Raw genomic sequence first — 26,994 nt, 5'->3', positions numbered from 1 at the left:
CTGATCCGTGAGCTATCTGCGCGCTACATTATTCATGTTCTTCATTCACGCGATCTTCGCGGGTATTGGCTTTGCTATTTATGGAACACAAGGCGCAATTATCGGCACAGGCATTGCGCTTTTATTCCATGTGGTAATTTTTTGGAAAGCAGACAAGCTCGTTTTGCGTATCCACAAAGCGCACGAAGTTGATGAAAACCATCCTTCGCCAATGGTGCGTGCCTTTGTTAAAGAATGCCGCGAACTCTCCATTAGTGCCGGCATGATCTGCCCTCGCCTCTTTATCATGGATGCGCACCAGCCAAATGCATTCGCTGTGGGTCGTGATGCGCTTCACGCTTCTATAGCAGTTACCAATGGTTTGTTGATGACACTCAACCGCGTTGAAACACGTGCAGTCATCGCACATGAATTGGCTCATGTACGTCGCGGCGATAGCTTGTCCATGGGTATTGCGTCTGCCGTCTCCGGATTAATCAACAATCTCACTTGGATCATATTTAAGCCAATCGGACTTCAAAAAATCTCCTCTCGATTTGTATCGAGAACGATTGCTCTCATCTTCGCTTCTAAGGCGCGCGAACACGCCGCCGACAAAGAAGGTGCTAAAATTTGTGGAAAACCCCTTGATCTTGCGTCAGCTCTGGAAAAGATAGAGCGCAACACCGTATCTCTTCTCAACCCAATTGCTGAGAAGAATCCTGCGACAGCTCATATCTACGTGGTAGACCCATTGCACGCTTCTAAACGAACACACAGATCATCTCACCCCGCGACAGAAAAACGTATCGCACGTTTGCGCCGTCAGGCTGAAACATTGACACCTCAGTCAATTGCCAAATCAGAATCGCATTACTAGGTGAGCGAGAATAATTCAGATACAGGCTCGCGTTCAGCACGCGGGCCTAACCGCCGTTCAGGGCCAAACACCGGATCAAAAAATCAGGAACGCCCAAACCGCGCTGGCAAAACACGCTCCGGCAAAGGCGGCAAGTCTCGCCCACAAGATAATACCACCAAGCGCAAAGGCGGTAAGCTTCCTCAAACTGGATGGCAAAGTCGTCGCGCCGCTGCCGATATAATCATGCGTATTGTTTATGATGGCGCAGATATGGACGAGGCACTAAACGCTTCAAACTATTTTGATGAATTGGAAGGGCCAGATCGCGGCTTTGCGCGCGCAATTGCATCTGCCGCCCTGCGTGCTATCGGGCGTATTGATGATGCGTTAGAAACATATCTTGATCGCCCACTAGAGAAAATAGACCCTGCCGTTCTTTCCCTCCTTCGTATTGGCTGTGCGCAGTTATGGGTGCTAAACGCCCCTTCTTATGCTGCCGTTGATGCAACAGTTGAAGCAGCGCGCCAATGGAAACCCGCTTCTCGTGGAGGCGGACTTGTGAATGCTATTTTACGGCGTGCAGGACGTGAACCTGAAGCTTATTTAGACCTTTCATTCACGCGCATTTGGCCAGATTGGCTTGCAAACCGCTTTACCGATACGCTTGGCCACGACACCGCACAAAATATCGCACAAATGCAATTACAAGAACCGCGCATTGATCTCACTGTGAAATCAGATGCCGCCGGTTGGGCAAAAAAATTAGACGCAATAGCACTTCCATCTGGGTCAGTGCGCCTTCCAACAGGTGCCAGCCTGACAGAGCTTGAAGGCTATGTTGAAGGTGAATGGTGGGTACAAGATGTCGCCGCCACCCTTCCCGCGCAATTATTTGGTGATGTTTCAGGCAAAACCATTGGTGATTTGTGTTCGGCACCCGGTGGAAAAACCATGCAGCTTGCCGCTAAGGGCGCAAAAGTTACTGCCATAGATCTTTCTGAACAACGTATCGAACGCGTGCGTGAAAATCTTGAGCGAACCGGCTTGAAAGCAACGACACATGTTGTGGATGCACGCCATTGGCGCCCCGCAGAACCCTTTGATGCAGTTTTACTCGATGCCCCCTGCTCCGCTCTTGGCACGCTTCGTCGCCACCCAGAGGGTGCTTGGCGACGCAATGATAGTGGATTAGATCGCTATTCAAACCTTCAAATCAAACTCGTCAAAGCAGCGCATGGCATGCTTAAATCTGGCGGCACTATGGTCTATTGTGTGTGTACGCCCCTTCCCGCTGAGGGTATTGATGTTGTCAAAACAGCAATTGAATCTGGGGAATGGATTAGCAAACCCATCACACCTGAAGAAGTGCCCGGATATGAGCATGCTATAGATGCACATGGCGGCCTTTTGAGCATGCCTAAATTTGACATTGAAAACCCGGAAGACCTTATATCTTCTGATATTTTCTATATGGCGCGTCTTGAAAAGGTCTAATTTGGTTCAGCCTGCATTCATTTGAGACGTGACAAATTTGGAAAGTTATAGAGAGGAATTGCCTCACATCTGCCTCAAAGAAGGAGGATGAAGAGAGCAATTCCCCGTTTCCAATTTGGAGCCCCCCCACAATGACACATTTCACACCCCAATCTCGTACTCCTTTTGGCAAATTGGCATTTGCGCTTGCAGCTGGAACGCTCATTACTTTAGGCGGATGTGCGTCGAGTCAGGGCGCAAATGACTATTCACGTAATGAAGTCGGTCGCATTGCGCGCGTTGATGAAGGTGAAATTATTGCGTCCCGCGCGGTCCAAATTGCTGCATCCAACAATGGTCTATTAGGTGCTGCAACAGGTGCTGTCATTGGTGGGATTGCAGGTAGCCAAGTGGGTGGCGGTGACGACGAAAAAGCTATTGCCGGAGTCGTCGGTGCAGTCGGTGGTGCGATTGCAGGTCAGCAAATCAATAAATCCGCAGGTAAACAGCAGGGTTTTGAATACAAAATTCGCCTCGCTAAAGACGGGCAGATTATATCCATCACTCAAGGTGGCGATGTGGCCCTTCCTAATGGAACACCCGTCTTTATTGAGTATGGCGAGCGCGCGCGCGTCGTTCCACAAAACGCCAATATAGGTTATTAGGATTTAAAGGTAGACAATTACCGCAACGCCCGCGACATAATAATACGACTCAATACAGACAAGGTGCTTGCGCCCCTTGTCTGGTCCTGATAGGCGAAAATTATGTCAGACATACTAATATCCCCTTCGATACTCGCTGCCGACTTTGCAAAGCTCGGTGAAGAAGTCCGCGCCATTGATGTAGCTGGTGCAGACATGATCCACATTGACGTGATGGATGGCCACTTTGTACCCAATCTTACGATTGGGCCCGGTGTCGTAAAAGCATTGCGTCCCCATTCGCAAAAACCCTTCGATGTCCATCTCATGATCTCACCCGTAGATGCGTATCTGGAAGATTTCGCAAATGCAGGTGCAGACCTGATAACAGCACACCCAGAAGCTGGCCCCCACTTTCACAGAACTGTGCAAGCAATCAAAAAACTCGGCAAAAAAGCAGGTGCCGCGCTAAACCCTTCCACGCCCGCTTCAGAGCTAGATTATGTTTTGGAAGAATTAGACCTTGTTCTTATAATGAGTGTGAACCCAGGGTTTGGTGGACAATCTTTTATAGAAAACCAACTTCGTAAAATCGAAGAAATACGTGAGCGTATTGAAAAATTAGGCACGTCAACAATCTTAGAAGTTGATGGCGGCGTGACCCCCGATAATTGTACTAAGGTTATCAATGCGGGTGCCAACGCGCTCGTTGCAGGATCAGCGGTATTTAAAAATGGTCCAGAAAATTACGCAAAATCGATTGCTGCTTTGCGGGAATAATTCCTCCATAGTAGAAACAAAGCTCAACGGAGTCCGGTGAATATGTCACCAGAAGATACAAATTCAGACACACCTCAACCAGATAGCGCGCATGAGGTGAGCATAGCACAAACAGACGGGGAGCAGTCCAACGACACCCCTTCTGAACTCGAACCTCTGGCGATACCCAGCCAGTATGCAGACATGCGTGATGGTGCTGAATGGACTGAATTTTCTGGTAAGGATGGATTACCGTTAAAATCAAACACCGTGTATCGCATGCGTTTAAATACGCCCAGTTTCAATGCGTTACTTGGAAGCCCTAAAACGGGGCACCCCGCCCGCGAACGCCGTGGCCGTAACATCCTTGAAGGGCAATGGCGATTTGGCCTAGATAAGCTGGACGTCCCACAGTCGCGCGCTCCATGGGGACCTCCATTCCCAAGCGTTCATTTTGGCGATAGAATCCATCGTTTTCAATGGCTTAGAGACCTTCTTGCAAATGGTGAAGAAGGCGAAAAACGCGCAAGAAGCCTCACTGTAAGCTGGGTAAAAGCATTTGGAAAATGGGATGATAATGCTTGGCGCGTCAACGTCACAGCTGACCGTGTTATCAATTGGTTTTCAGCCGCTCCGATCATTATTTCTCCCGTATCTGGCGAAACAAAAGCAAGTATTCTCGAATGCCTTGCTCGTCAGGTGCGCCACATCTTTTTGAGTTATGAAAACGTTTCCTCATTGCGTGGCCGCTTCAGGTGTGCACTTGCCCTCACCATAGCTGGCGTATGCCTTCCAGACGCAGAAGAATACCTAGAAACAGGTTTACAAAATTTAGAAAAAGAAGTTGACATTCAACTACTTAAAGATGGCGGCCATGTTACACGCAGCCCCTCCCGATTAGCTGAAATGCTGATAGATCTAAATATAGCTGAAGACCTCCTTTTGCGCATGGGCAAAGAAGCTCCTGCTTTCCTATCCAAAGCCCAAATGCGCATGCAAAACATGCTAAAATTTCTACAGACAGCAGATGGTGGTTTCATCGTTGCAAATAGCAGTTCAGACGGTTGGGATGGTTTAGCAAAAGCTGCGCTAGCACCATTTGGTGAAGGTGGTGGCAAATTCGCGTTCGCGCAACAAACAGGATTTCATCGTATCCAAGCTGGCAGTTTAGCCCTCTATATGGATACCGGTGCATCGGAAAGTGGGAAACACACAGAGCTTTCCAGTGCTTCTTGTCTCTCCATACACGTTATGGATGGGCCGCACCGGATCATTACATCTATGGGAGCTCACCCAGACCTCGATCCCGTATGGACGTTTGCAGCCCGACAAACCGCTGCATCATCTACTCTCGAGCTGGACGGTCTTAATTCTGCACGATTTGAAAAAAGCGAACAGACAGGCCTGCACGAGCTCATCGGACCTCCCCTCGTATCCGCAAAAAGATTGGAAGAGGGAGACCAATACCTTATAGAAGGACAACACTCCGGCTGGCGCCAAAGCCACGGCCTCGTCCACAGACGACGCCTATATGTTTCAAAAGATGGATTGCGCATCACTGGAGAAGATTCCGTGTATCGCCCTCTTGCTGAAACAAATCCGCCTCCAGAGGATTATATTCCTTGTGCATTACGCTTCCAACTCCACCCTAACATTGGTGTAGAACAGGGCAATTCCGACAAGACTGTCTTCCTGACAGTCGCACAAACAGACATAGTTTGGAAATTACGTAGTGAATTGCCAATCATAGTCGAACAAACTGCCTATACTGCAGGCGGTGCACGACGCGCAGCGGGCCAATTGATAGTATATAGTAAAGTTAATCCAATTGGCGATGGTACAACTCTGCCAAACAAGCTACGTTGGGCTCTAAGCCGAATTGTAGAAAAGTAAATCGCCTATAATACTGCCCAACAAGATAACTGAGAGAGTATAGTTTGACCCGCAAAGATTTTATTCGGGCCTTTACAATTGGTCGGCGCCAAGCTTGGCGCGCCATCACTATCTGCGTAGCCTATGACGCTATTGCTGCTTTCATCTCTATGATGTTGGCAATTTATATTCGTAGCAAAATAGAAGCTGACGCGCCTCAAACACTCATATCCAGCTTATACGCTACAGAATTATCAGTAGCCATGATTGCTGCGCTGATCATTTCTGGAGTTTATAAACAAGTTTGGCGACACACAAATGCGAGTGACTTACGGCGTATTGTGCAAACAGCCCTACTCGCCAACCTGATCTTTCTCCCGATCATGTTTCTAACAAACCGACTCGAAGGTTTTTTTAGAACAAGTATTTTAATAGAAATACCAATCTTACTTACCCTCATGATCGCGGGAAGATTGATCTCACGTGCGCGTGCTACTGGTCAGTTGTTGGCAGCATTCAGATCGCCTGATGAAAACAAGCCCGCCGCGATATTGGTTGGAACAGCTCACCGCATCTCTATTACACTCCGTGAACTTGAAAACTCCTCAGAAGGTCTCCCTGTCCGCCCTTTAGCAATTATAGAAACAGGCGGTGCACACACTGGCAGGGCCATATGTGGTATACAGGTCTTAGGAGACCTATCTCGCCTTAAAGAGGCAATGTCTGTTATGACAGAGCGTTACGGTAAGCCACCTTGGATAGCCATGATAGGTGCGACCTTAGACCGTGATACGATGGACACGGTTTTAGATATTGCGTCAAAATACAACGCAACCGTCCAACGCCTTCGCCCTGATGGTGAATTCAATTATGATGAAATATCACCGACGGACTTACTAACACGCCCCGAAAGAACCTTGGACCGCACCCATGTCAGCCAACTTATTTCTGGCGCGCGCGTATTCGTGACTGGTGCTGGCGGCACAATTGGCTCCGAACTTGTGCGCCAATGTGCTAGTTTTGGTCCTTCTGAAATCACACTTTACGATAATTCAGAATTCAATCTCTATGAGATTGATATGTTCATGGCGAAAAATTTCCCGCGCGTTCAAAGGCGAACCTTGCTAGGTGATGTGAGAGAAGCAAACCGCTTGAAGAGTGCCATGAAAGCCGCACGCCCAGATATCGTGCTCCACGCTGCAGCCCTTAAGCACGTGCCTTTAATGGAAACCAACCCGAACGAAGCTATTTTGACAAACGTTGAGGGTGCACGTCTTACCGCAATGTACGCAGCGGAACTCGGTGTTAAAAATTTCGTATTTATTTCAACAGATAAAGCCGTCCAACCGTCCAACGTCATGGGCGCATCTAAACGATCTGCTGAACTCTTTATTCAGGCACTTGCTCCTAAAAAGCCCAAAACCAAGTTTGCTATTGTTCGATTTGGAAACGTCCTAGGGTCTGCCGGTTCTGTGGCTCCACTTTTTGAACGTCAAATTAAAGAAGGTGGCCCAGTCACGGTGACTGATGTTGGCATGACACGTTTTTTTATGAGTGTTGAAGAAGCTTCATCTCTAGTACTTCAAGCAGCTGCCCTCTCGAGCAACTCTCAGCATAGCGAAGCTTTTTTATATGTACTCGATATGGGAAAACCAGTTTCGATTATCGAACTCGCAGAACGCATGATCCGCTTGAAGGGTTTCCGTCCAGGGATTGATATTCCTATCACCTTTACGGGCTTACGCCCTGGTGAAAAACTAGCCGAGACAATATTTTATCCCAAAGAAGGTGTAATCGAGACAAGTGTAGACGGCATTTTAAGAGCGAATGCACCCTATCCAGATCTAGACAGCCTGACCCCAATACTAGATGCCATGATAGAAGCGGCGAAAAATAGAGAACGTATTTTGTCATTGGACTTACTGGCCAAAATTGCGCCTGAACTTGGTCTCACAACAGAATGTGACGGCACCAATTTTGAAGATAGTAAAACATCCACACCGCCTACAAATGTGCTTTCTATCAAATCCTATGCTGGCCGCGCGCAAGACTAAGTCTTTAGTCCTTTAGCCTTCCACCGAGAATTTTCTATAGGCTACGTGATTACGACCAGTTGGACGATTTAACTCAACGTGCTATCGCCCACTCAAATATTTTCAAGCTAGTCTAACCTTAACTCTCGTGCCCAGACACTTAGAGGCTGTTTGCACATTGGTTCAAATGTTAGATTCGCCACAACTGGAGTTCCATATGTCTGCCAATCTTTCTCCCATTCGTCGCGCGTTAATATCGGTGTCTGATAAAGCCGGACTTATTGATCGCGCCAGAAAGCTTGTTGATATGGGCGTTGAACTTGTATCAACAGGCGGTACGTCAAAAGCAATTGCCGATGCAGGACTTCCTGTAAAAGACGTATCAGAGCTAACTGGCTTTCCTGAAATGATGGATGGACGGGTTAAAACACTACACCCCGTTGTTCACGGTGGACTGCTATACCGCCGTGATTTTGATACACACGTTCAAGCTGCAAATGAGCACAATATCGGTGCGATAGACCTGTTGTACGTAAACCTATACCCGTTTGAAGCCACTGTCGCCGCGGGGAAAGGCTTTGAGGACTGTATCGAAAATATTGATATTGGTGGCCCTGCCATGCTACGCGCCGCTGCCAAAAATGCCGACTTCGTTGCCGTGTGTACGGACGGCGTAGACGTTGATAAAGTCATCACCGATATGGAAGCAAATAATGGTGCGACGACACTAAAAACGCGCCGCGCTCTGTCCGCTAAAACATATGCACGCACAGCCGCGTATGACGCAGCCATTTCAAATTGGTATGTTGCTCAGATTGAAGCAGAAGCGCTTGCAGATAAAGAAAAAATTAAAGCACCAGCATTACGTGCTTTTGGTGGTCAATTAAAACAAGAATTACGCTACGGTGAAAACCCTCACCAGAAAGCAGCAGTTTATACAAGTCCAGACTCCCGTCCCGGCGTCCTGTCTGCGCAGCAAGTACAAGGCAAAGAGCTTTCCTTCAACAATTTGAACGATACCAATTCCGCCTATGAATTAGTTGCTGAGTTCGATCCCGCCGATCGGCCAGCCGTAGCAATTATTAAACATGCAAACCCGTGTGGAGTCGCAGTAGGCGAAACAAGCCTTGAAGCATACAAAGCAGCTCTGGCGTGTGACCCTGTTTCAGCCTTCGGCGGAATTGTTGCTTTAAACTGCCCACTAGATGCACCAACAGCTGAAGCCATCACACAAGTGTTTACAGAAGTTGTCATAGCACCGGGCGCGAGCGAAGAAGCAATTGCGGTATTCTCGAAAAAGAAAAATCTACGCTTACTGCTAACCGATGCCCTACCTGACCCGAAAGCTCCCTCTTTGGATTTCCGCAGTATAGCTGGCGGTATGCTCGTTCAAGAACGTGATACAGGCCGCATTGAACTAGAAGATTTAAAAGTGGTGACAGAGCGCGCACCAACTGAGCAAGAAATGAAAGACATGCTATTTGCTTGGCGTGTTGCCAAGCACGTTAAATCAAACTGTATTGTGTACGCAAAAGACGATTCCACAGCAGGCCTAGGAATGGGGCTTGTTAGTCGTGTGGATTCAGCGCGCCTCGCTACCATTAAAGCTCAAGACGCCGCCAAAGCTGCTGGATGGAGTGAACCACGTACAAAAGGATGTGCTGCAGCCTCTGAAGCCTTTATTCCATTTGCAGATGGCCTACTTCAAGCAATTGAAGCAGGCGCAACATCTTTCATCCAACCAGGTGGCTCTGTACGAGATGAAGAAGTTATTGCAGCGGCAAACAAAGCCGGAGTTGCAATGGTATTCACAGGCATGCGCCACTTTAAGCACTAAAACGAAAAGGCTCCACTCTTCTGATATGAAAAGTGGAGCCTACAATCCCAACGTCGGGTCTGCCCATCCTTTGCCTGCCTGTTAGCAAACCACCCAGAGCTCATATGACGTGGGGCTTGTTCTATTATTGCCCTTTGCGCTGTTTTACATCTTCTTCATCAGCTATTGAGCGATCTTCTTGGTTGAATTCTACGCTTTCTTCTTCACCCTTGGCGTAGCTGCGAGATTTTTTCGCAAGCCTGTCCATCGTCACGCCAAGCTTGTCTTTTGAAACAGCCATACTTTTGTTATAACTTTGCCCAACCGCTTCAGCGTCTCCAAAATTGGCAAATTCTGCGCCCAAGAATACAACCTCCCACCCTTTATCACGTGCACGATCTAGCGCCGCTTTCGCACCTGTTCGCGTAATTTCGCGACTAGAGTTTTCTTGGCCATCCGTCATAATAACCAGAACTGCTTTTTCAGGCTTATCCACCTCCGCAATATTCACAATTCTACCGATTGCATCAAAGAGAGGTGTCATACCGCGCGGTGAAGCCTCATCATTCGTAACGCTATTCCATTCTTTCGCAGACGCCCCTTTGCGGAGCACATCAAACTGTAACCCGTCTTGCGCATCAAAAACCGCCAGCGTCACATCTGCATCTACATCCCCTCTTTCCCCTTCTTCTTTGGTCCCTAGTGAAGTTGCATAAGTATTCACAGAATTAAGCGCTTCATCCCAAATTGAGCTCATTGAACCTGTTCTATCTAAGAGAATGTAAGCATGCATTGGTGCGTCCCTTTCCACGATTGGAGCCTGTCTTTCATTTGGAATTTCGGCACTCGCACAGGCGGCAATTGACATGGCAGATGCAACGAAAAAACTTGAAATATATTTTCTAAAAGAAGTTGGTTTCTTTCCTTGAGAAACGCTGAATGGAATGCTCATTGGTCTGTCTCCTTGCTTGAATTAAGGCTTTGGACAGACGGGGATGAAACCCAGTATTCACCAAGTTCTTGCATGGAGATCTCATCTCCAAGCTCATATATATTGGTGTAGCCATAGCCATATAAATTTATAAATGTGGGAATATTCAGTGCCAGTGGGGCCATTTTTTTGGGTACTGGCGAAACGTCATCTTCAAAATTATTGTTGCAATAAATCAGGATGCGCGTGTCAAAATTTGGAATAATTTCAGCGAGCTTATCATCTGTAAAATCTGAAAAATTTAGATGAACCGCGCCTTTAATATGCCCTTGATCGAATGCCGACTTGGAGCGCGTATCTAAAACGATTGTATCTTCAAGTCCTCCCATCTCTTGAAACTGCTCCAGTGTAACGAGCCGTTCTTGCCTCAACACACTTGCCTCATCTGTCAGGGCCTGAAATGTAGGAAAATCTACAGACGAAGCGGGCCTTATACTTGATGAATTTTGAGCTGTGCCCTGTCCGATGGAAAACATCACAAATGCAATCGCGGCAGATCCGGCAGCAAAAATCATGGATCTATTATTGGGCCGCCGCAATGAATGGCGTTGCAATTCTGGTTTATTCGATGCGTCTTTTGAAGTCTTATTCATCTTGCTTCCCGCCTCTACCTGACCAGAACAAGACCCCCTCTAGGCCTGCTAAATTCTGATCCCATGAATTTAAAGTGAACGGGGAATAAGGCTGTGTTCAGGGTCTGATTGTGTTTCTTTCGCCTTATATGCGACCAAACAGCACATCGAGTGTGACCAACGTCACAATGATAAACGCGTATGCGGATGCTTCTTTTGCTTACGGTGCCTTAAACTCAGAAAGTAGTATGAATTTGCGTAACAATATCGCCACAACAGTTTTTTTAATACGAATTACCGCTAGTTTTATGCGAATTGCTCAAAAATGTAGGATGAGACCGTAGCAAACACCCGCTAAATTTGTAATTAGCTCTTGCACTATATCTATGTAGGATTATCAGCGCTGTTGCAGAAGTTGTGCGTATCGCTATTGTGCGCTCAACAAACATTATTCACATGCATAAAAGGTTATGACGCTCCATGTCACTCGTCTCAAAGCCACCTAAAAAAGTCGTCCTCGCATATTCAGGAGGACTCGACACGTCAATTATTCTAAAATGGCTACAGACAGAGTTTGGCTGTGAAGTGGTGACATTTACCGCGGACCTTGGCCAAGGCGAAGAACTCGGCCCTGCACGAGAAAAAGCGCTGCAATTAGGTATCAAAGAAGAAAACATTTTCATCGACGACCTTCGTGAAGATTTTGTACGTGACTACGTGTTCCCAATGTTTCGCGCAAACACAGTATATGAAGGCGTATACCTTTTAGGTACATCAATCGCGCGCCCATTGATTTCAAAACGTCAAATCGAAATTGCTGAACAAGTAGGTGCGGACGCTGTGTGTCACGGCGCAACAGGTAAAGGTAATGACCAAGTCCGTTTTGAGCTAGGTTATTATGCCCTCAACCCAGACATTCGTGTCATTGCACCTTGGCGTGACTGGGAATTCAAATCTCGTACACACCTTTTAGAGTTTGCTGAAAAACACGGCATCCCTGTACCAAAAGACAAGCGCGGCGAAGCTCCCTTCTCTGTGGATGCAAATATGCTGCACACCTCTTCTGAAGGTAAAGCTTTGGAAGACCCGGGCGAAGTCGCACCAGAATTTGTATTTCAGCGCACAGTGTCTCCAGAAGATGCGCCAGACAAACCTGAAGAAATCACAATCGGTTTTGAGCGCGGTGATGCTGTCTCTATCAATGGTGAAGCACTATCACCTGCTAGCCTGCTTACCAAACTAAACGAATTAGGACGCAAGCACGGTATCGGCCGTCTAGACCTTCTAGAAAACCGTTTTGTTGGTATGAAGTCTCGCGGCATCTACGAAACACCGGGCGGATCCATTCTACTCGTTGCTCACCGTGGTATAGAGCAAATCACACTAGACCGAGGCGCTGCTCACCTCAAAGATGAGCTCATGCCACGCTATGCAGAACTTATCTATAATGGCTTCTGGTGGTCTCCAGAGCGCGAAATGCTTCAAGCAGCGATAGATGCATCACAAAGCATGGTAACAGGTGAAGTTCGTATCAAACTTTATAAAGGTGCTGCTCACCTTATAGCACGTACGAGCCCATATTCACTTTACTCAGAAGCGCACGTTACATTTGAAGATGATGCAGGTGCTTATGACCAAAAAGATGCAGAAGGCTTCATCAAATTGAACGCTCTTCGCCTGCGCTTATTGGCCTCTCGTGACAAAAAAGCTGGTAGAAACCTGTAATCAGCGAATTTGACGGTGAAAATGAAAGGGAAAGTTAGCACATTGCTTGCATTCCCTTTTGTCCAAACTGTGAATTGAGGATATAGTGGGCCAGAACGGGTCTATTATAAATAAAAAGGGATTTTAGGGACATGGATCTTAATAAAGTCAGCTTAGGGAAAGACGCCCCTAAAGACCTAAACGTAGTGATTGAAGTGCCATTAGGCGGCGAACCAATCAAATATGAAATCGACAAAGATTCCGGTGCCATGTTTGTGGACCGCTACCTTTACACACCAATGCGTTACCCTTGTAACTATGGTTTTGTGCCCCACACATTGTCACTTGATGGTGACCCAATTGATGTGATGTGTATCGGACAGCGCGCACTAATCCCAGGCTGTGTACTTCGTGTACGTCCAGTGGGTGTATTGATGATGGAAGATGATGGCGGAGAAGATGAAAAAATTCTCGCTGTTCCTCATCAAAAGATGACTGCATTCTACAACAACGTTCAAAACTATACGGACCTTCCGGAAATCACACCGCAACGTATTGAACACTTCTTCACGCACTACAAAGACCTTGAGCCTGGTAAATGGGTAAAGATTAAAGGTTGGGGTGACCGCGAAAAAGCAGAAGAACTTATCATGCAAGCCGTAGAGCGCGCAAAAAAATAGGTCCAAAAGTCAATTTTCGCTCAGTTTATTCTAATTGGGCATTGACCTACTAGAAGTCCATGACGGATATGCCGTCATGGACTTTTCTATTTGGCTTGCTCTTTGCGTACTCTTCTTTTCCGGTGGCCTCACCCCCGGTCCCGCTGTTATGCTTGTGACGGCATCTTCCCTTAAATACAGTGTTGGACCTGCAATGATTGCAGGAGTGGGCATCTCCACGGCCAACCTATTCTGGATTGCACTAGCGGTATCAGGTGCAGCTGCGCTAGCAGCGACATTCCCCGACTTCTTCCTTTTTCTAAAACTGGGCGGTGTCGCTTTTATTTTCTGGTTAGCTTGGAATATGGTTCGCAATAGCCACACCATTGATTTAGAAAATAGGAATATTCCAAGACGCCGTGTCCTTTTTGCAAAAGGACTTGGGTTGCAACTGGCAAATCCCAACGCTTTGGTATTTTTCGGTGGGCTACTTCCAGCCTATATAAGCTCAGACCAACCCCTACTGCCGCAAATCTTCATTATTGTCATTACAATAACGGTGACTGAGCTATTTGGATTGGGAGTCTATGCAATCGCGGCTGAACGCCTTGCCAGAAACTTTCACAGTGAAAACTTCGTCAAATGGTTCAACCGCGCTGCGGCTTTATTGATGATGGGATCAGCACTTTTCGCGCTTTATGTAACCCTATTTCCACCATCAAACATTCATTAATGCTATTGGATAGCTTTAAGCGTTTGGATCAACTTCAAAAAAGTCACCAGATCCCCAATTGCGCCACAAAAGCTTTCCTTCAGCAATAGAAAACCATGCGCCTTCAATCATAAGCTGCTCAGCATCAACCGCCTGCTTTACAAATGGGAACGTCATTAGGTTTTGAATTGATTGACCAACAACGCCATGCTCCAGCGCCAATTGACGCTTATCACTAGTGTCATGATCTGCACATGCCAATACTTTATCGCGCGCTTCATCCGCAATCTCGACCCAAGGCGCAATAAATCGCCCAACAGGCTTATCTTTTGCAGCCGAAAGTGATGCTTTCACACCCCCGCAATTCGCATGTCCCATCACAAGTATTTGTTTTACCTTCAATGCAGTAACAGCAAACTCAACGGCTGCAGACACACCGTGATACCCACCAGATTCGTCATAAGGAGGCACAAGCGCCGCAACGTTTCTGACCACAAAAAACTCGCCAGGAGCGGCATCAAATATCAATGCTGGATCCGCCCGACTATCTGCACATGCGATAATCATAATGTCGGGATCTTGAGAAGCTCCCAATTGGCGATAAAGCTCTGCAGCTTCTTTATATCGACCAGACCGAAACCTACGATATCCAGTCAATAAACGTTCTTGTTCAGCAGTACGAGCAGCACACACTTGTCGAACTCTCCATTATTTACATCCGTGCATCAAACACGGAACATTATCCAAAATAGTTTTTCAGCGCCGTGCACAATGAAACACGCATATCGCTGCGTCAATAAATCCGACTTACACATCTACACTATTCACCCTAGAATTACATGCACAAAAGGGACTTTCCTAAGGTAGTTCATTAATAATCAGACATTTGCGCCTTTCCTTTATGCTTAAAATCAACGAAGATGAACGTCCTGAAACAAATCAACACTCCAAGCGAAGAGGCGTGAGGTCATGACGGAAACGACTTCAAAACCTAAAGCAAAAACAACTGCTCGCCGCGCAGGCCCAAAACGCAGTGAAGTTTCTCGTTTGGCAGTTCAAAATTCAGCTCTCAAAGAACTGGTAGAAAATGGTTGGCGCAGTTTTAGTGTGGATCGGGTTGCGAAGAACGCAAAGGCTTCAAAACAAACGATTTATCGCTGGTGGGCAACGCCTGCATGCATGGTTGTTGAAGCCGCTTTGGAGACATTACCTAAATCCGAAGACCCAAACACAACTCCAGAAGAGCGCATATTAGCCCTCATCTCCCCTCTCTTTACGACGATACGTAATGGTGATGGTGCGCATATGTGGCGCGGTATCTTACTTGCGGCCGCCGACGATGAAGAAGCGGGTGAGATATTTAGAAAATGGGTAATGGAATCAATACGTAAGCCATTACGTTTTATCCTTGCAGAACAAGCTAATAAAGGCCTTATTCGCCGCGATTGGGAGATTGATTTTGCACTAGAAAGCCTGCTAGGCCCGCTATGGCACCGTATCGCAGCGATGCGCGCACCTCTTCCTGATGGCTATGCAGAGCGCGTCACGGATGCGTTGATGACCAACCTCAAAAAAGACCTATAAAGCCGCCATACGCAATCGCAAAACAGCCCTAAACTTCCTCAGGTGGTGCCAAGCTGGCTGCCTGATACAGCCCTGCTATTTGCGTGCTGGTCCAGCGATAGTGGGCTGCTAGCTCAGTGATAAGGGTTTGCGTGGTCAGTGCTTCGAGCGTGATATCACCCTGCTCTGCCCAAGCGCGTAAAATGGGCATACGAAACAGCCATATCTCTGCATCACATTGCTTTGATACGGCATGGAGCTCTAGCGACAAAGCAATACCAGAATAAACACCAAGCAATGCATAAGCATCATCTAGGTAAAGCGCTTCAAGCGTTTCTTCATCTGCAAAATCCTGCACATGCAATCGAACCTCTCCGGTTTTTTCGGGGAAAATGGGATTGAGTTTTTGAAGCGCAGATTCGGCAATGTTCAAAATCGTTTTTGCATCTGGTGCACATCCCCAAGATTCTACAATTTGCAAAGCCATTAAATCTATTCTCTTCCCTGCTGAAATCTTGGCTCCACACTAGCGCCAAAATATTCATTAACCTAGCCTTTCCAACTCCCCGTAAATTTGATCTAGTTGCCGAAACGTTCTGGCAACCTTTGGAAAAATGCTCATGGTTAATGTTCCGTTAAATTCAGAACCTATCCTGAACGAATCAGAATCATTGCAAACCGCCGATTCAAGCGCCCAAGTCAAGCGCGACACCTCCCGCGCGGATGCCGTTTTTAGTGGCGCAATGCGTGTGCTTCATCAGCATGACTGGAAAGGGCTTAGCGAAGTCACCTTAGCCAATAATCGGCGCGCTGATATTTTAGCCATTAACCATAAAGGGGAATTTCTCATCATTGAGGTGAAGTCATGTCGCGGTGATTTCGCCTCAGACGAGAAATGGCCCGAATATGCTGAATTTTGTGACTATTTCTACTTCGCTGTCGATCAAGATTTCCCAACAGACCTCCTCCCCGCGCATACTGGTCTTATTATCTGTGATGCATTTGGCGGCGCGATCATAAGGGAGCCAAGCCTGCACAAACTCACAGGGCCAAGAAGGAAAGCAATTACCATAAAATTTGCAAGACTTGCGGCAAGCCGTCTTTACCAGAGTTTGACTCCTCCTATGGCATAAACTTCGCTCTGGGCTTAGATATATGTCCATCAATTGATGCTTTACAGGAGATCCCGTTCAAAATGGGACTATCTTACCCTCTTGCACAAGACGCACAGTCGGCTTTGTTTCACGGCGACGCGAATTTATACGCGACACAGGCACAAGCCTTTTCAGTTGCAAAGGCGCGTGTCAGCCTCGTCACCGAATGGCTAAAGCCCAAAGGGGATGCACTAGAGGATGCGCTTGATCAGGCAGATAAAGCGCGCGCATTCGGCTTTGTGCAAGTGTATGAAGACAAGGACGAGAACACTGTTTTTGCCGTCACCTTCTGGAAATCCATTTCGGAAGAGGAAGCAAAGGTTGAAGACCAAAAAATCATCGCTGAAAAAGCTGCCCGCGCAGAAGAAAATACAGACGATATTTATTTCACACGCCCCGAAAAGCGCCGTGAACGTTTTGGACTAAGTGTCCGCAAGCCACGGGTTAAAAAGCCAGACCCAAGACAATTGGACCTCTTCCCCAAACCAGGCCGCCCTACCCCTGAAGACCCACCCTTGCCGCGCACGAAGGGCTAAGGAGAAAAGAATGACCGATGAAAATGTCCAAAATTTTAGAACCAACTTAGACCCCGAAGGGATTGATAGTTTTGATTCGGATGATCACTCAGAAGCCCCACCTACAGATATAGTAGCTTTCAATGAATTGAGGTCGTGCGCTGATTTATTTCGATTAGAAAAACGGGGATTACTTGATCTACAGCCCACATTTCAAAGAGATTTTGTCTGGAGCAATACCGCACAAACACGATTTATAGATTCTCTAATAAAAGGGCTTCCTATTCCAAGCATGTGTTTTGCTCATGATTGGAAGAGAGACGAGTATCAAGTAATTGATGGCCTTCAGAGAATTTCTACCATCGTCAAATTTTTAGATGAAACCGTAAAATGGAAACTAGCAAAAGACGAGGATATTGAACCTAAAATCGCGGGGAAATTCGTTTCGGAAATTCGTGATGGAAGCAAAAATATCCGGAAATTTTATGACCGCCTTGAAAACATAACTATTCCTGTAACAATTCTAAGATGCGATATGGAAAAGACATCACATTCAGAATATGTGTTCACTATCTTTCATCGCCTAAATACTGGTGGCTCAAAGCTAAACAATCAGGAAATTCGAAATTGTATTTATAACGGCTCTTTGAACCAATTATTGGCAAAATTAGATACTTACATTCCTTGGCGAAGCCTGAACAAGATGGATGAAGAAAGCAATTACCGTTATACGAAACAAGAGCTAATCCTTCGACTATTTGCATTCCATCACAAGTACCAGAAATACAGTGGCCGCTTATCGAAATTTTTAAATGAGTATATGAAAACCTACCGCAATGCTGATGATCGTTTCTTGGCTGATAAGGAGCAATTGTTTATAGAAACTATTGATATTACATATGATAAAGTCTTTAGAGGCGAAGCTCCAGAAAAGATCAATATAAGTATAATTGAAGCAGTGCTGGTAGGAGTGGCTAGCAATCTGGAATACTTAAAGGCATTACCAAGTAGCGAGTGTGTAGACAAATATACCAAATTGGTGAATTTAGAGCCATTTTCAGCGGAAAAACTTAAAGAGGGGCTTTCAGGTAAGCCACGCGTGATTGAGCGCATGCAAACTGCAATCGATGTGTTTTCTCCAGATGGTTACTAGAACTTACATAGAACGAAATTTAAAATCCTTGAAAAGAAAATATGCTTCAGCAAAAACTCAAGCAGAACCACTGTATTTTTCAAAGTTAGCGATAATCGAGCTGTGTGGTTGGATCGAAGTCACAATCGACAGTATCTGTGAAAAACACGCTCGAGCATTGATTAGCAATTCAACCTTTCAAAAGCAATACAGAATTAGAGTTGAAAGTACTTATGGCTTCAGTCAGAGAAAACACTTGGATCCGCTGATAAGAGATCTGATTGGTTATCAAGGAATCCAAGGAATTGAGGCTTTGTGTGATCCAAGTATACTAAACGGCTTGCACCGCAACCTAAATGAATTGACAAACATGCGCAACAAACTAGCTCACACATACATCAAAGGGTTCACTTCTACAATTGAAAGTCCCCAATTAATGTTGAAAAGGTTCTATATTATTGCAGATGGGTTGGATCATCTAGATGAAAAAATTAAAGACATTTCAAACATATAGGCTTAATTCTGCGATTTTATGCTTGGCGGAAAAGAATGAAATGAGATGCTTAGGCACATAATGGTGCATTTTGGAACTGTTCATAGGCATCTACAGTTTCACTCAATCCCCTTAACGCGGGGCGCGTTTTGCTAGAATGCGTTGTAATGTGCGTCTGTGCATGTTGAGGCGGCGTGCTGTTTCGGAAACATTGTGATCACACAATTCATACACGCGCTGAATGTGCTCCCAGCGCACACGGTCTGCTGACATTGGGTTTTCTGGCGGCTCTGGCTTATTGCCCGGCGCGGATAGAAGCGCTTTGACCACATCATCAATATCCACTGGCTTGGAGAGATAATCCACCGCCCCCGCCTTGACCGCCGCAACCGCCGTTGCGATAGCGCCATAGCCTGTCAAAATAACGGCGCGCGCGTCTTCACGGTGCTCATGCAGTGTTTGCACAACATCCAAACCAGACCCGTCTTCAAGACGCAGATCAAGCACAGCAAAAGCAGGAGGGTTTAATTTGGCGACATCTTTTGCCTCAGCAACAGTGGCACATGCAGAAACAGTAAATCCGCGCTGGGTAAGTGCGCGTGCAAGTCGGCCTCGAAAGGGAGCATCATCATCGAGCACCATCATAGACTTGTCATCTAAAGCTGCGATCGCTTCATCTGGCTTGAATTCTGCTTCTTCCATTTTTAACATCCCATGCATCCTGAATTTCAGCTCTCTTTTACATCCAAGCATATGATTTCAGGCATTTGTTTTTTGTCTAAACTAAACCGTTGCTATCGCAAAGCAAGCCCCGCACTAAATATGCTCGAAAAATGCGAAACTCACCACTATATCTACTCATCTGACCAGCCTGGCGCGGCGCGGATTGTATTAAGCGTCCAAGACACGCGCACCACAGCGCCTTTTGCGGGTGGGCGGCGATTATAGGGCTTCATCCGTGCGCCAGTACGCTCCAGCAAAGTGCGTGCAATGAAGAAACCAAGCCCCATTCCGCCCCCTATTTGATTCTCACCACGCTGAGAAAGATATGGTTCGCCCAATTTAGGCAAAACCGCCTGCGAAAATCCCGGGCCATCATCAATAATATAAATGCGCAATTCATCATCCGACCACCGCGCCGCCACTTGCACATCTTTTTCGGCAAAGCTGACCGCATTTTCTACAAACGCGCCCAAGGCATGAATAAGCTCTGGGCGACGTCTAATCTCCGGTGGTTGGGGTGGCTCTCCCTCAATATCTGGCAAAGGCTCACTGGTGAGGTGAATATTGATACCTAAGCCCATATGCGGCTCAGATATTTCCTTGATCAATGCCAGAACGGGAAGCTTGGCGTGGGCTGCATCGCTTGCCTCTCCACGTCTGGAAATCTGACCCAAAATATTGCGACATCTTTCAGCTTGCTCTGCGATGAGGGAAACATCTTCATATGTCTCACTCCTCTTATCTGTTGCGCGCTCTAATTCCTTGGCGACGAGATGGATGGTTGCCAGTGGCGTTCCCAATTCATGCGCCGTGGCCGCCGATAGCGCGCCAAGTGCGGAAAGGCGTTGCTCTTTCGCCAACACCTCCTCCGCAGCCTCCAGCGCGCGCACTAATCGCGCCTCATCTCTCCCCGTACGCCAAGCCGACACCGCGAAGAAAACAAGGCCAATCCCGACACTCGCAAATAACCCCCAACGATAGGTCGGTGGTAGACTCAGAGACTCCCCCTCTATCCACGGCAAAGGCGCGGAAACCAGTGATAATAATCCAAGGCTAGATAGCCCCAGCCCTAGCAATAATAGCGCATAAGCTGGACGCAAACGCGAAGCCGCCACCGTAACAGGCGCAACGATCATGAATAGAAAAGGATTATCCAGCCCCCCCGTTAAACCAATCAATGTGGTGAGCTGCAACACATCAAAAGCAGATTGCAAAGCGGTTTCTTTTTGACTGGCCAATCGCTGTGCGGGATGCAACGCCGTTAAAATAACATTCACCCATGCAGATGCCGCTATCACTGCCAAACATCCACCGAGGGGTAATTTATAACCAAGCACAAAATGTACAAACAGCACCGCCGCCACCTGTCCGATGACAGCCATCCAACGCAAACTCACCAAAGTGCGTACGCGCGTCCGTCCAAATACGGAGCCAACGCCGGCAAGCCCTTCGGGTGCAAGATCAATAAGCGGTGTAATCGCGTTTACAGTGCCGCGTGTGGTTTCGTTTTCCTGAGTAGACATAGTTTGACACAGTAGTTTGAGATTGAAGAAGCTCAAGCTTTTTCCACGCACGCACCTGTGACCTAAACGCCTATTGCCTCAACGCGTAATTTCTTCATATTGCGCTTCATGAAAAATGCTCTTTTGACATCCGCGCTCGCAGTCACTTTCTTGCTAAGTGCGTGTGGGCCTAACAATGACACATCCACAGCTGCTGCAGGCACGTCGGGAGGCGCTTCCTCCTGTGCATCACGTGCCTATGACAATATAGGCGGGCCAATAGCACTCACTGACCACACAGGTAGCAGAGTGACACAAGACACCTATAAAGGGCGCGAAACGCTGGTATATTTTGGCTTTACAAATTGCCCGGATGTCTGCCCGTTTACGCTCTCTGTTGTTGGCTCAGCGATGGACCAACTTCCCGAAGGTGTTGAAAAGCCTCGCACACTGCTCATCTCAGTAGACCCCGAACAAGACACGCCCGAAGCATTGGCACAATATGTTGAAAGTAATGGGTTTCCTGAAGACCTTATCGGCCTGACAGGAACGCCCGAAGAGATCAAATCTGCCGCCGATGCATTTATGACCAGCTATAAGAAAATTGAAACGCCAGACAGTAGTTTAGGCTATACGATGGACCATCTTTCAATCCTTTATCTCATGGATAAAGACTGGAAATTGAAGACGTTCTTTACCTCAGAAGCGACACCAGATGAAGTTGCTGGATGTATCGCTGAACTATCGTCCAACTCCTGATAATTTAGCAACTCATTCTAATGTTAGAATAAAAAAGGCCGGAAGAGAACTTCCGGCCTTTTCGCATTTATATTGTAAAAACAATTACTTCTTTGTCGTAGCAGAGAAACCCAAAGCATCAGCAGTAAGTTTGCTTGGGTCTTCAAAATCAGCCATTGAGACCGGTGCGTCAGGAGCCATTTTAATCGTCAATGTGCCTGAATCTTCAATGAAAGAAGTCAATGCTGTGACTGTCTGATTCACCAATTCCATATCTACACCAGACTGGCTCGCCTGCATTGTACCCATTGCAAGGAAACCAGATGCCATGCTCTTCAATTGAGCTGGTTCCATGCCCTGCATTTCAGCAGCAACTTTAAATGCGCGATCAATAAGTGATTTATCTTTCAGAGAAATTTCCATATCTGAAAATTTCAACTGACCCAAAGCATCCATATTTGGCTCTTCAGCGTTTTCAGTCATGCCTTGCATCATCTCAAGGACGTTGAATGCACCACCGTTGAAGGAAAGAGAAAAACCATCTTTCATATCAATTACATAGTCGCTGTAACGCGTTTCTTTTGTTTCTGGGTCATATGATGCTTTTGCATTTACAGAAAACTCAAGATCAGAGTAATCCAACATTGCAAGGCCTTGCGCCAATTGCTGACCAAGCTGGCCACCCTCTGCATCTGCTTTCAATTTGAAAACAGTTTTCGGGCTAACAACACTCGTCGCAACACCATCTTTATTGCGAACAACTTTTGTCGCTGATTTTGGCATAGAGAAGCTTAAGCCAGATACATCTAACGAAAGCCCTTCAACAACACCTTGATCATAGCCCTGATCAATCGGGCTTGTGTAATTGCCCATCAATTGAGAGTTCACACCTGCAAGTTTTTCAGGATCTGAACCAGCCTCAGCAAACGCATCAATGAAGCTCGCCTGTAAGTTTGATAGGCTCATTTTATCTAGGTTTAGACTACCTTTAATTGGGAAGTCTCCAGCGTCTGGAATGTCAAAATCCATTTTGATGTTTGAAAACAGAGTTTGCCCAGCAACAGCATCGGCAAGTGAAGCCATTGTAAGCTCACCCACGGAGACAGACACAGCGCCTTCCTCATCTTTAGGCGCGGCAGCCAAAGACAAATTTTTCAATGACATACTGTCAAATGCCCACTCTCCAAAATTTGGAGTGCCTTCAGTGTCCTCACCTTGGATCAAAGCCGCAAAGAAAGCTGAAGCAGCAGCATTTGGTTCAACGATAGAAATATCACCAATGGCGATATTTACACCTTCTTCTTCGTCCACCATAGACATGTCTGATAGAATAAGACGGTCAAATGTAGGACCATCATCCGTCATGTTCAGACCATCAAACGACATTTTCTTTGCTAAAAGCGCCGGACCATCATCTCCTGTGATTGTCACATCGCTAAAGACTGCACCGCCATTTTTAGTAGAACTGTCAGCAAATTTGATTGGGCTACTTGCTTCACCATCTAGTTTCAAGGCTGCAAGTGCCGCTGACGTTTTACCGTAATCCTTAGCTTTAAAGTTTGAACTCGGTATTTTTATGTCTTCAACTTTGACTGAATCAAGAGATTTTGCTTTTGGCTCATCGTCCGCTCCACAAGCAGCCAACAATGCGAGTGCGCTAGCACCTATCATAATGTGTTTCATACTAGATCCTCATTCCTTGCTTGCGCCCACCCACGGACGATTGTAATTCTTCATGCATGGATACAAACCACGCAGACCGTGTCAATCTTATGACGAACAAAGGGCAAACAATCGAGATAAGACTCGAAATAAATCCACGTGCACGTCGAATTTCTTTAAAAATAGACTCTAAGAAACGTGAAGCTGTCGCTATCGCCCCTCATCGGAAGTTCAAAAAAGCAGCGCTTGATTTTGCCCAAGAACGAATCGACTGGATTCGGTCACGCTTAGATGAATTACCTGCACAACAACTTTTAACTATTGGAAGCTCAACTCCACTACGCGGTGAATTACACCTTATCCAAACCGCACAACAAGGGCGTAGTGTCTACATAGACGATGCTAGCAAACCTTTTAAGATTATGGTTCCCGGCAAGGCAGACTTAGCACCGGCCAAAGTTATCGGGTTTTATAAAGCTGCCGCCCGCGCAGATCTTATGAGGCACGTCAATAAACATGCTAAGATATTGAATGTTCAACCCGCAAGTATTTCAATCAAAGATACTAAAACACGCTGGGGATCATGCTCATCCAAAAACAATTTAAACTTTTCTTGGCGCCTCATCTGTGCGCCTACATTTGTTCTAGATTATGTTGCAGCGCATGAATGTGCGCACCTTCTGGAAATGAACCACTCTCCCCGCTTCTGGAGCCACGTTGCGCGCTGCATACCCGATGTACGTCCGGCCAAAAATTGGCTGAACGCAAATGGGCGCAGCTTACACGCTATAGGAAGCTAGAGCGAAGATCGCTCACCAGTGGATTTGGGATTTTTAATTCGACTTAGCAATCCAGCTTTTTTTGCTTCAGGCAATGCTTCATTCTCAGTGCTAGAGGTATCGGCATTTTCCGCCTCTGCCTCGTCTGCGCCGTCTTTTGTTTCAGGTTCAGTCACAGCTGTTTCTGGACCAAAGCTTATAACCGTCACACCCACACCACCTTTCGCAGAACGGCTAGGTCCTAAAAACACCATGCTTCCATCAGGGCGCAATTCAGCCAGTAAATCCGCATCAGGTCGTTTGGCTTTCAGGTTTTCAAGCGTGAAACCTTCCGTCAATGTCGTTTTAGAAAACGTCCAACCACGGTATGTATCGCGAATAAGGGCGTCATATGTACGGCCGCGTCCACCAAGCGTTTGTCCGCGCGCGGCCAGATTTATAGCGCGTGGATTGTCCTCTTCTAAATCCTGTGACGCCAACTGGAATGCATGATTCCGGCCCAATTCAGGACCAAAATGACTACACACAAGCGCATTATAAGGATCATTCGCAGAAACTGCGACGACACTGTCAAATTTTGAGTGATCTAGTTGAAGCTCAGCACCTTCTGAAACCACCTCGCCATAAAAACGATCAAGGTTTGCTTGGCGCGCACCACGGAGACGCCCGAAATTTGAATCCGCCAGAATTACATCTGCTCCAGCATCACTTAGACATTTAGCAAAACCCACACTCCATGGCGTGGAACCCACGATCAATGTTCCAGGACGATTTACACGCACCAGCCCCAACCAGCGAGCAATCGGTTTGATTGTAAACCCGTGCAACACAACTGTGGTAATCGCCATTGCAAAAGCAAGCGTGGTTAAACGTGATGCATCTTCATAGCCATCCGCGACCATGCGTTCTGCGAAGAAGCCAGAAATAGCAACTGCCACGATACCACGCGGTGCGATCCAACCAATTAGAGCTGACTCTTTTGGCTTCAAAGCGCCAAGTGTCGTCAATCCAGCAGAAATAGGACGCACAATGAAAAGCATACAGAAAAGGAAAGCAAATGTTGGGAAGTTAAATGCTGATGCAATGTCTTGCGGCGTCAAATCCGCAGTCAAAATTACGAACACACCCGATATCAGAAGAACGGCAATGTTCTCCTTAAACTTACGCACCTCCTGCAAGCTCGCGAAACGCGCATTCGCCAGTGCCATACCAAACACTGTCACAGCAACTAGCCCTGTCTCATGTTCGATCATCTCTGCAAGCGAGTAACACGCTATTACCCCTGAAAGCAGAATAGGCGCTTTAAGATATTCAGGTGCCCACCCACGACGGAACATGTGCACAAGTCCATATCCAAACGCGACACCAAGGCACCCCGCCATGACAGCGGCTACAAAAATCCATCCTGCTGCGTAGAGAGGGTTTTCACCCGCATTTAGAACGCGAAGCGCCTCGTACACAACAACGGCAAGCAAAGCCCCAACGGGATCATTTACGATACCTTCCCATTTCAGCGTAGAGCCAACTTTGCCGCCCAATTTAGATTGACGCAGGAGCGGCATAATTACCGTTGGCCCTGTCACAACCAAAATACCCGCAAAAAGAATAGCCACCGGCCAGGAAAGCCCCGCCGCATAGTGCGCAGCTAATGTTCCCAATCCCCATGCGATAGGCGTACCGATAAAGATCAGCCGCATCACAGCCTTGCCCGATTCACGCAATTCGTGGAAGCGTAGGTTCAAACCACCTTCAAACAGGATTACAGCAACGGCGAGTGAAATAATTGGCCCCAAAAGGCTACTAATAGCCTTTCCATGAGCATCTACCCCGCCCGTCGCAAAGACCTCCGAAGGGTTAAGAAGTGGATGTCCAAACATCCAAGCCCAAAAAGGGCCCACAAAAAGCCCTGCCACGCTCATCAAAACGATTGCAGGTGCTTGAAAGCGCCATGCTAACCACTGAGCACCGATACCTAGGACACCGATTATGGCGACCGCGAGGATTAGATTGTCATGCATATAAAGCGCCCCTTAGGCGATCGTCTAAGAAATTTTTGAGGTCGTAGGAATTTTAGGCGCTAAGCCATCTCCAGAAACTTTTTCGTCCGAGAAATCAAACCCGATATGACGGGAGCTGTAATCTCCATCTTGGTATAAATTTATCTTATCGTCGAGCCACTCAATAATATGGTCATATAGTTTCTCATAGAAGTCTTGATGGTCATCATCTGTAAATGGCAAATCAAACTTGTGAGAGTCGCCGTCTACAATTGATACTTCAAAAAAATCACCCTTTTTTGAACATATCAAAGTCATTCGAAGCCAGTCAGTACCGCGCGTTACCCGAACAGCAAGCCCGAACGCTATAGGACCAATATGACGAAACCCACGTGGCGGCATAGAAAAAGCTTCATCACCGTAACTTTTAGGCTGAAATGCTCCTTGTGGTGGCACAAGATGCACGCAAGCGCCGTCGCTTGAAGCAAGGTATTTACAAAAACCAGATTGGATACCATTCGCAATCCGACGAACACGGTCATAATTTTCTGTAGCGAGACTTTGATATTTGGCTGCTCGTTCGATCAAAGCATCAAATTTGGAAACCGCTTGTGTCTTAGTCATATTCTTCTCTTTTCAGCCTCTACACGACGAAACTAA

26 protein-coding genes are annotated in these 26,994 nt (G+C 46.8%); 17 read left to right on the top strand and 9 right to left on the bottom strand.

Annotated features, from left to right (window positions below; translation table 11 throughout):
- Positions 1-7: 7 nt before the first annotated feature.
- The 7 genes from ACFQS8_RS12620 to purH all read left to right on the top strand — a co-directional run bounded on the left by ACFQS8_RS12620 (position 8) and on the right by purH (position 9,459).
- Positions 8-859 (top strand): M48 family metalloprotease, encoded by an 852-nt coding sequence (locus tag ACFQS8_RS12620; protein ID WP_382167912.1) that lies wholly within the window; start codon positions 8-10, stop codon positions 857-859.
- Positions 860-2,335: an RsmB/NOP family class I SAM-dependent RNA methyltransferase gene (locus ACFQS8_RS12615; RefSeq protein WP_382167910.1), complete on the top strand. Its 1,476-nt coding sequence runs from the start codon at positions 860-862 to the stop codon at positions 2,333-2,335.
- Positions 2,336-2,466: 131 nt separating this feature from the next.
- The gene (locus tag ACFQS8_RS12610) at positions 2,467-2,979 is read left to right on the top strand and encodes an outer membrane lipoprotein (RefSeq protein ID WP_382167908.1); all 513 of its coding nucleotides are present in this window, start codon (positions 2,467-2,469) and stop codon (positions 2,977-2,979) included.
- Between the two features lie 102 nt (positions 2,980-3,081).
- Positions 3,082-3,738 carry a ribulose-phosphate 3-epimerase gene (rpe, locus tag ACFQS8_RS12605; protein ID WP_382167906.1) on the top strand — a complete coding sequence of 219 codons (657 nt, stop codon included), beginning with the start codon at positions 3,082-3,084 and terminating at the stop codon, positions 3,736-3,738.
- A 42-nt stretch (positions 3,739-3,780) separates the two neighbouring features.
- Positions 3,781-5,610 carry a heparinase II/III family protein gene (locus ACFQS8_RS12600; RefSeq protein ID WP_382167904.1) on the top strand — a complete coding sequence of 610 codons (1,830 nt, stop codon included), beginning with the start codon at positions 3,781-3,783 and terminating at the stop codon, positions 5,608-5,610.
- A gap of 44 nt (positions 5,611-5,654) precedes the next feature.
- On the top strand, positions 5,655-7,643 hold the full coding sequence (locus ACFQS8_RS12595; protein ID WP_382167902.1) for a polysaccharide biosynthesis protein: 1,989 nt from the start codon (positions 5,655-5,657) through the stop codon (positions 7,641-7,643).
- 196 nt (positions 7,644-7,839) lie between these two features.
- A complete protein-coding gene (gene purH / locus ACFQS8_RS12590; protein ID WP_382167900.1) occupies positions 7,840-9,459 on the top strand; it encodes a bifunctional phosphoribosylaminoimidazolecarboxamide formyltransferase/IMP cyclohydrolase in 1,620 nt (539 codons plus the stop codon).
- Positions 9,460-9,583: 124 nt separating this feature from the next.
- Here purH and ACFQS8_RS12585 read toward each other — a convergent pair whose 3' ends face one another.
- Both ACFQS8_RS12585 and ACFQS8_RS12580 read right to left on the bottom strand, forming a co-directional pair.
- On the bottom strand, positions 9,584-10,390 hold the full coding sequence (locus ACFQS8_RS12585) for a VWA domain-containing protein (RefSeq protein ID WP_382167898.1): 807 nt from the start codon (positions 10,388-10,390) through the stop codon (positions 9,584-9,586).
- Complete coding sequence (locus ACFQS8_RS12580) at positions 10,387-11,022, bottom strand: rhodanese-like domain-containing protein (RefSeq protein ID WP_382167896.1); 636 nt, start codon at positions 11,020-11,022, stop codon at positions 10,387-10,389. The genes ACFQS8_RS12585 and ACFQS8_RS12580 overlap by 4 nt, the downstream gene beginning before the upstream one ends.
- Before the next feature lie 459 nt (positions 11,023-11,481).
- Between ACFQS8_RS12580 and ACFQS8_RS12575 the strand changes: the two genes are divergently transcribed.
- The 3 genes from ACFQS8_RS12575 (at position 11,482) to ACFQS8_RS12565 (ending at position 14,097) form a co-directional block, all read left to right on the top strand.
- Positions 11,482-12,726 (top strand): argininosuccinate synthase, encoded by a 1,245-nt coding sequence (locus ACFQS8_RS12575; RefSeq protein ID WP_382167894.1) that lies wholly within the window; start codon positions 11,482-11,484, stop codon positions 12,724-12,726.
- 131 nt (positions 12,727-12,857) lie between these two features.
- A complete protein-coding gene (gene ppa, locus ACFQS8_RS12570; RefSeq protein ID WP_382167892.1) occupies positions 12,858-13,385 on the top strand; it encodes an inorganic diphosphatase in 528 nt (175 codons plus the stop codon).
- Between the two features lie 76 nt (positions 13,386-13,461).
- Positions 13,462-14,097, top strand: a complete 636-nt coding sequence (locus ACFQS8_RS12565) for a LysE family translocator (RefSeq protein WP_382167890.1) — start codon at positions 13,462-13,464, stop codon at positions 14,095-14,097.
- Positions 14,098-14,112: 15 nt separating this feature from the next.
- Here ACFQS8_RS12565 and ACFQS8_RS12560 read toward each other — a convergent pair whose 3' ends face one another.
- The gene (locus ACFQS8_RS12560; RefSeq protein ID WP_382167888.1) at positions 14,113-14,769 is read right to left on the bottom strand and encodes a carbonic anhydrase; all 657 of its coding nucleotides are present in this window, start codon (positions 14,767-14,769) and stop codon (positions 14,113-14,115) included.
- 276 nt (positions 14,770-15,045) lie between these two features.
- Here ACFQS8_RS12560 and ACFQS8_RS12555 point away from each other — a divergent pair, with 276 nt between their 5' ends.
- A complete protein-coding gene (locus ACFQS8_RS12555) occupies positions 15,046-15,660 on the top strand; it encodes a TetR-like C-terminal domain-containing protein (protein WP_382167886.1) in 615 nt (204 codons plus the stop codon).
- A 28-nt stretch (positions 15,661-15,688) separates the two neighbouring features.
- Here ACFQS8_RS12555 and ACFQS8_RS12550 read toward each other — a convergent pair whose 3' ends face one another.
- The gene (locus ACFQS8_RS12550; protein WP_382167884.1) at positions 15,689-16,126 is read right to left on the bottom strand and encodes a metallopeptidase family protein; all 438 of its coding nucleotides are present in this window, start codon (positions 16,124-16,126) and stop codon (positions 15,689-15,691) included.
- Positions 16,127-16,259: 133 nt separating this feature from the next.
- On the opposite strand from ACFQS8_RS12550, the gene ACFQS8_RS12545 reads away from it, so the two are divergent.
- The 4 genes from ACFQS8_RS12545 (at position 16,260) to ACFQS8_RS12530 (ending at position 18,954) form a co-directional block, all read left to right on the top strand.
- Entirely contained in the window at positions 16,260-16,772 is a 513-nt protein-coding gene (locus ACFQS8_RS12545) for an MmcB family DNA repair protein (protein ID WP_382167882.1), read from the top strand.
- A 62-nt stretch (positions 16,773-16,834) separates the two neighbouring features.
- Positions 16,835-17,329, top strand: coding sequence for a hypothetical protein (locus tag ACFQS8_RS12540; protein WP_382167880.1), 495 nt, complete (start codon positions 16,835-16,837; stop codon positions 17,327-17,329).
- A gap of 10 nt (positions 17,330-17,339) precedes the next feature.
- A complete protein-coding gene (locus ACFQS8_RS12535; protein WP_382167878.1) occupies positions 17,340-18,461 on the top strand; it encodes a DUF262 domain-containing protein in 1,122 nt (373 codons plus the stop codon).
- Positions 18,451-18,954 carry a hypothetical protein gene (locus ACFQS8_RS12530; protein WP_382167876.1) on the top strand — a complete coding sequence of 168 codons (504 nt, stop codon included), beginning with the start codon at positions 18,451-18,453 and terminating at the stop codon, positions 18,952-18,954. Before ACFQS8_RS12535 ends, ACFQS8_RS12530 begins: the two co-directional genes overlap by 11 nt.
- 111 nt (positions 18,955-19,065) lie before the next feature.
- Here the strand turns inward: ACFQS8_RS12530 and ACFQS8_RS12525 are convergent, their stop codons facing one another.
- Together ACFQS8_RS12525 and ACFQS8_RS12520 are read right to left on the bottom strand one after the other, a co-directional pair.
- Positions 19,066-19,635, bottom strand: a complete 570-nt coding sequence (locus ACFQS8_RS12525; RefSeq protein WP_382168627.1) for an ActR/PrrA/RegA family redox response regulator transcription factor — start codon at positions 19,633-19,635, stop codon at positions 19,066-19,068.
- 152 nt (positions 19,636-19,787) lie between these two features.
- On the bottom strand, positions 19,788-21,179 hold the full coding sequence (locus tag ACFQS8_RS12520; protein WP_382167875.1) for an ActS/PrrB/RegB family redox-sensitive histidine kinase: 1,392 nt from the start codon (positions 21,177-21,179) through the stop codon (positions 19,788-19,790).
- Between the two features lie 108 nt (positions 21,180-21,287).
- Here ACFQS8_RS12520 and ACFQS8_RS12515 point away from each other — a divergent pair, with 108 nt between their 5' ends.
- Positions 21,288-21,917: an SCO family protein gene (locus tag ACFQS8_RS12515; protein ID WP_382167873.1), complete on the top strand. Its 630-nt coding sequence runs from the start codon at positions 21,288-21,290 to the stop codon at positions 21,915-21,917.
- Between the two features lie 84 nt (positions 21,918-22,001).
- Here ACFQS8_RS12515 and ACFQS8_RS12510 read toward each other — a convergent pair whose 3' ends face one another.
- A complete protein-coding gene (locus ACFQS8_RS12510) occupies positions 22,002-23,579 on the bottom strand; it encodes a hypothetical protein (RefSeq protein WP_382167871.1) in 1,578 nt (525 codons plus the stop codon).
- Positions 23,580-23,635: 56 nt separating this feature from the next.
- On the opposite strand from ACFQS8_RS12510, the gene ACFQS8_RS12505 reads away from it, so the two are divergent.
- Positions 23,636-24,358, top strand: coding sequence for a M48 family metallopeptidase (locus ACFQS8_RS12505; RefSeq protein WP_382167869.1), 723 nt, complete (start codon positions 23,636-23,638; stop codon positions 24,356-24,358).
- Here ACFQS8_RS12505 and ACFQS8_RS12500 read toward each other — a convergent pair.
- Together ACFQS8_RS12500 and ACFQS8_RS12495 are read right to left on the bottom strand one after the other, a co-directional pair.
- Positions 24,355-26,355, bottom strand: a complete 2,001-nt coding sequence (locus ACFQS8_RS12500; RefSeq protein WP_382167867.1) for a cation:proton antiporter — start codon at positions 26,353-26,355, stop codon at positions 24,355-24,357. The two genes, ACFQS8_RS12505 and ACFQS8_RS12500, sit on opposite strands and share 4 nt — an antisense overlap.
- A gap of 24 nt (positions 26,356-26,379) precedes the next feature.
- Positions 26,380-26,958, bottom strand: coding sequence for a hypothetical protein (locus ACFQS8_RS12495; RefSeq protein WP_382167866.1), 579 nt, complete (start codon positions 26,956-26,958; stop codon positions 26,380-26,382).
- Between the last annotated feature and the right edge of the window lie 36 nt (positions 26,959-26,994).

The sequence above is a fragment of the Hirschia litorea genome (assembly GCF_042665075.1).
Lineage (GTDB): Bacteria > Pseudomonadota > Alphaproteobacteria > Caulobacterales > Hyphomonadaceae > Hirschia > Hirschia litorea.
Note: the sequence above shows the minus strand (reverse complement) of the source record. Positions and strands in the feature narration are given on the sequence as shown.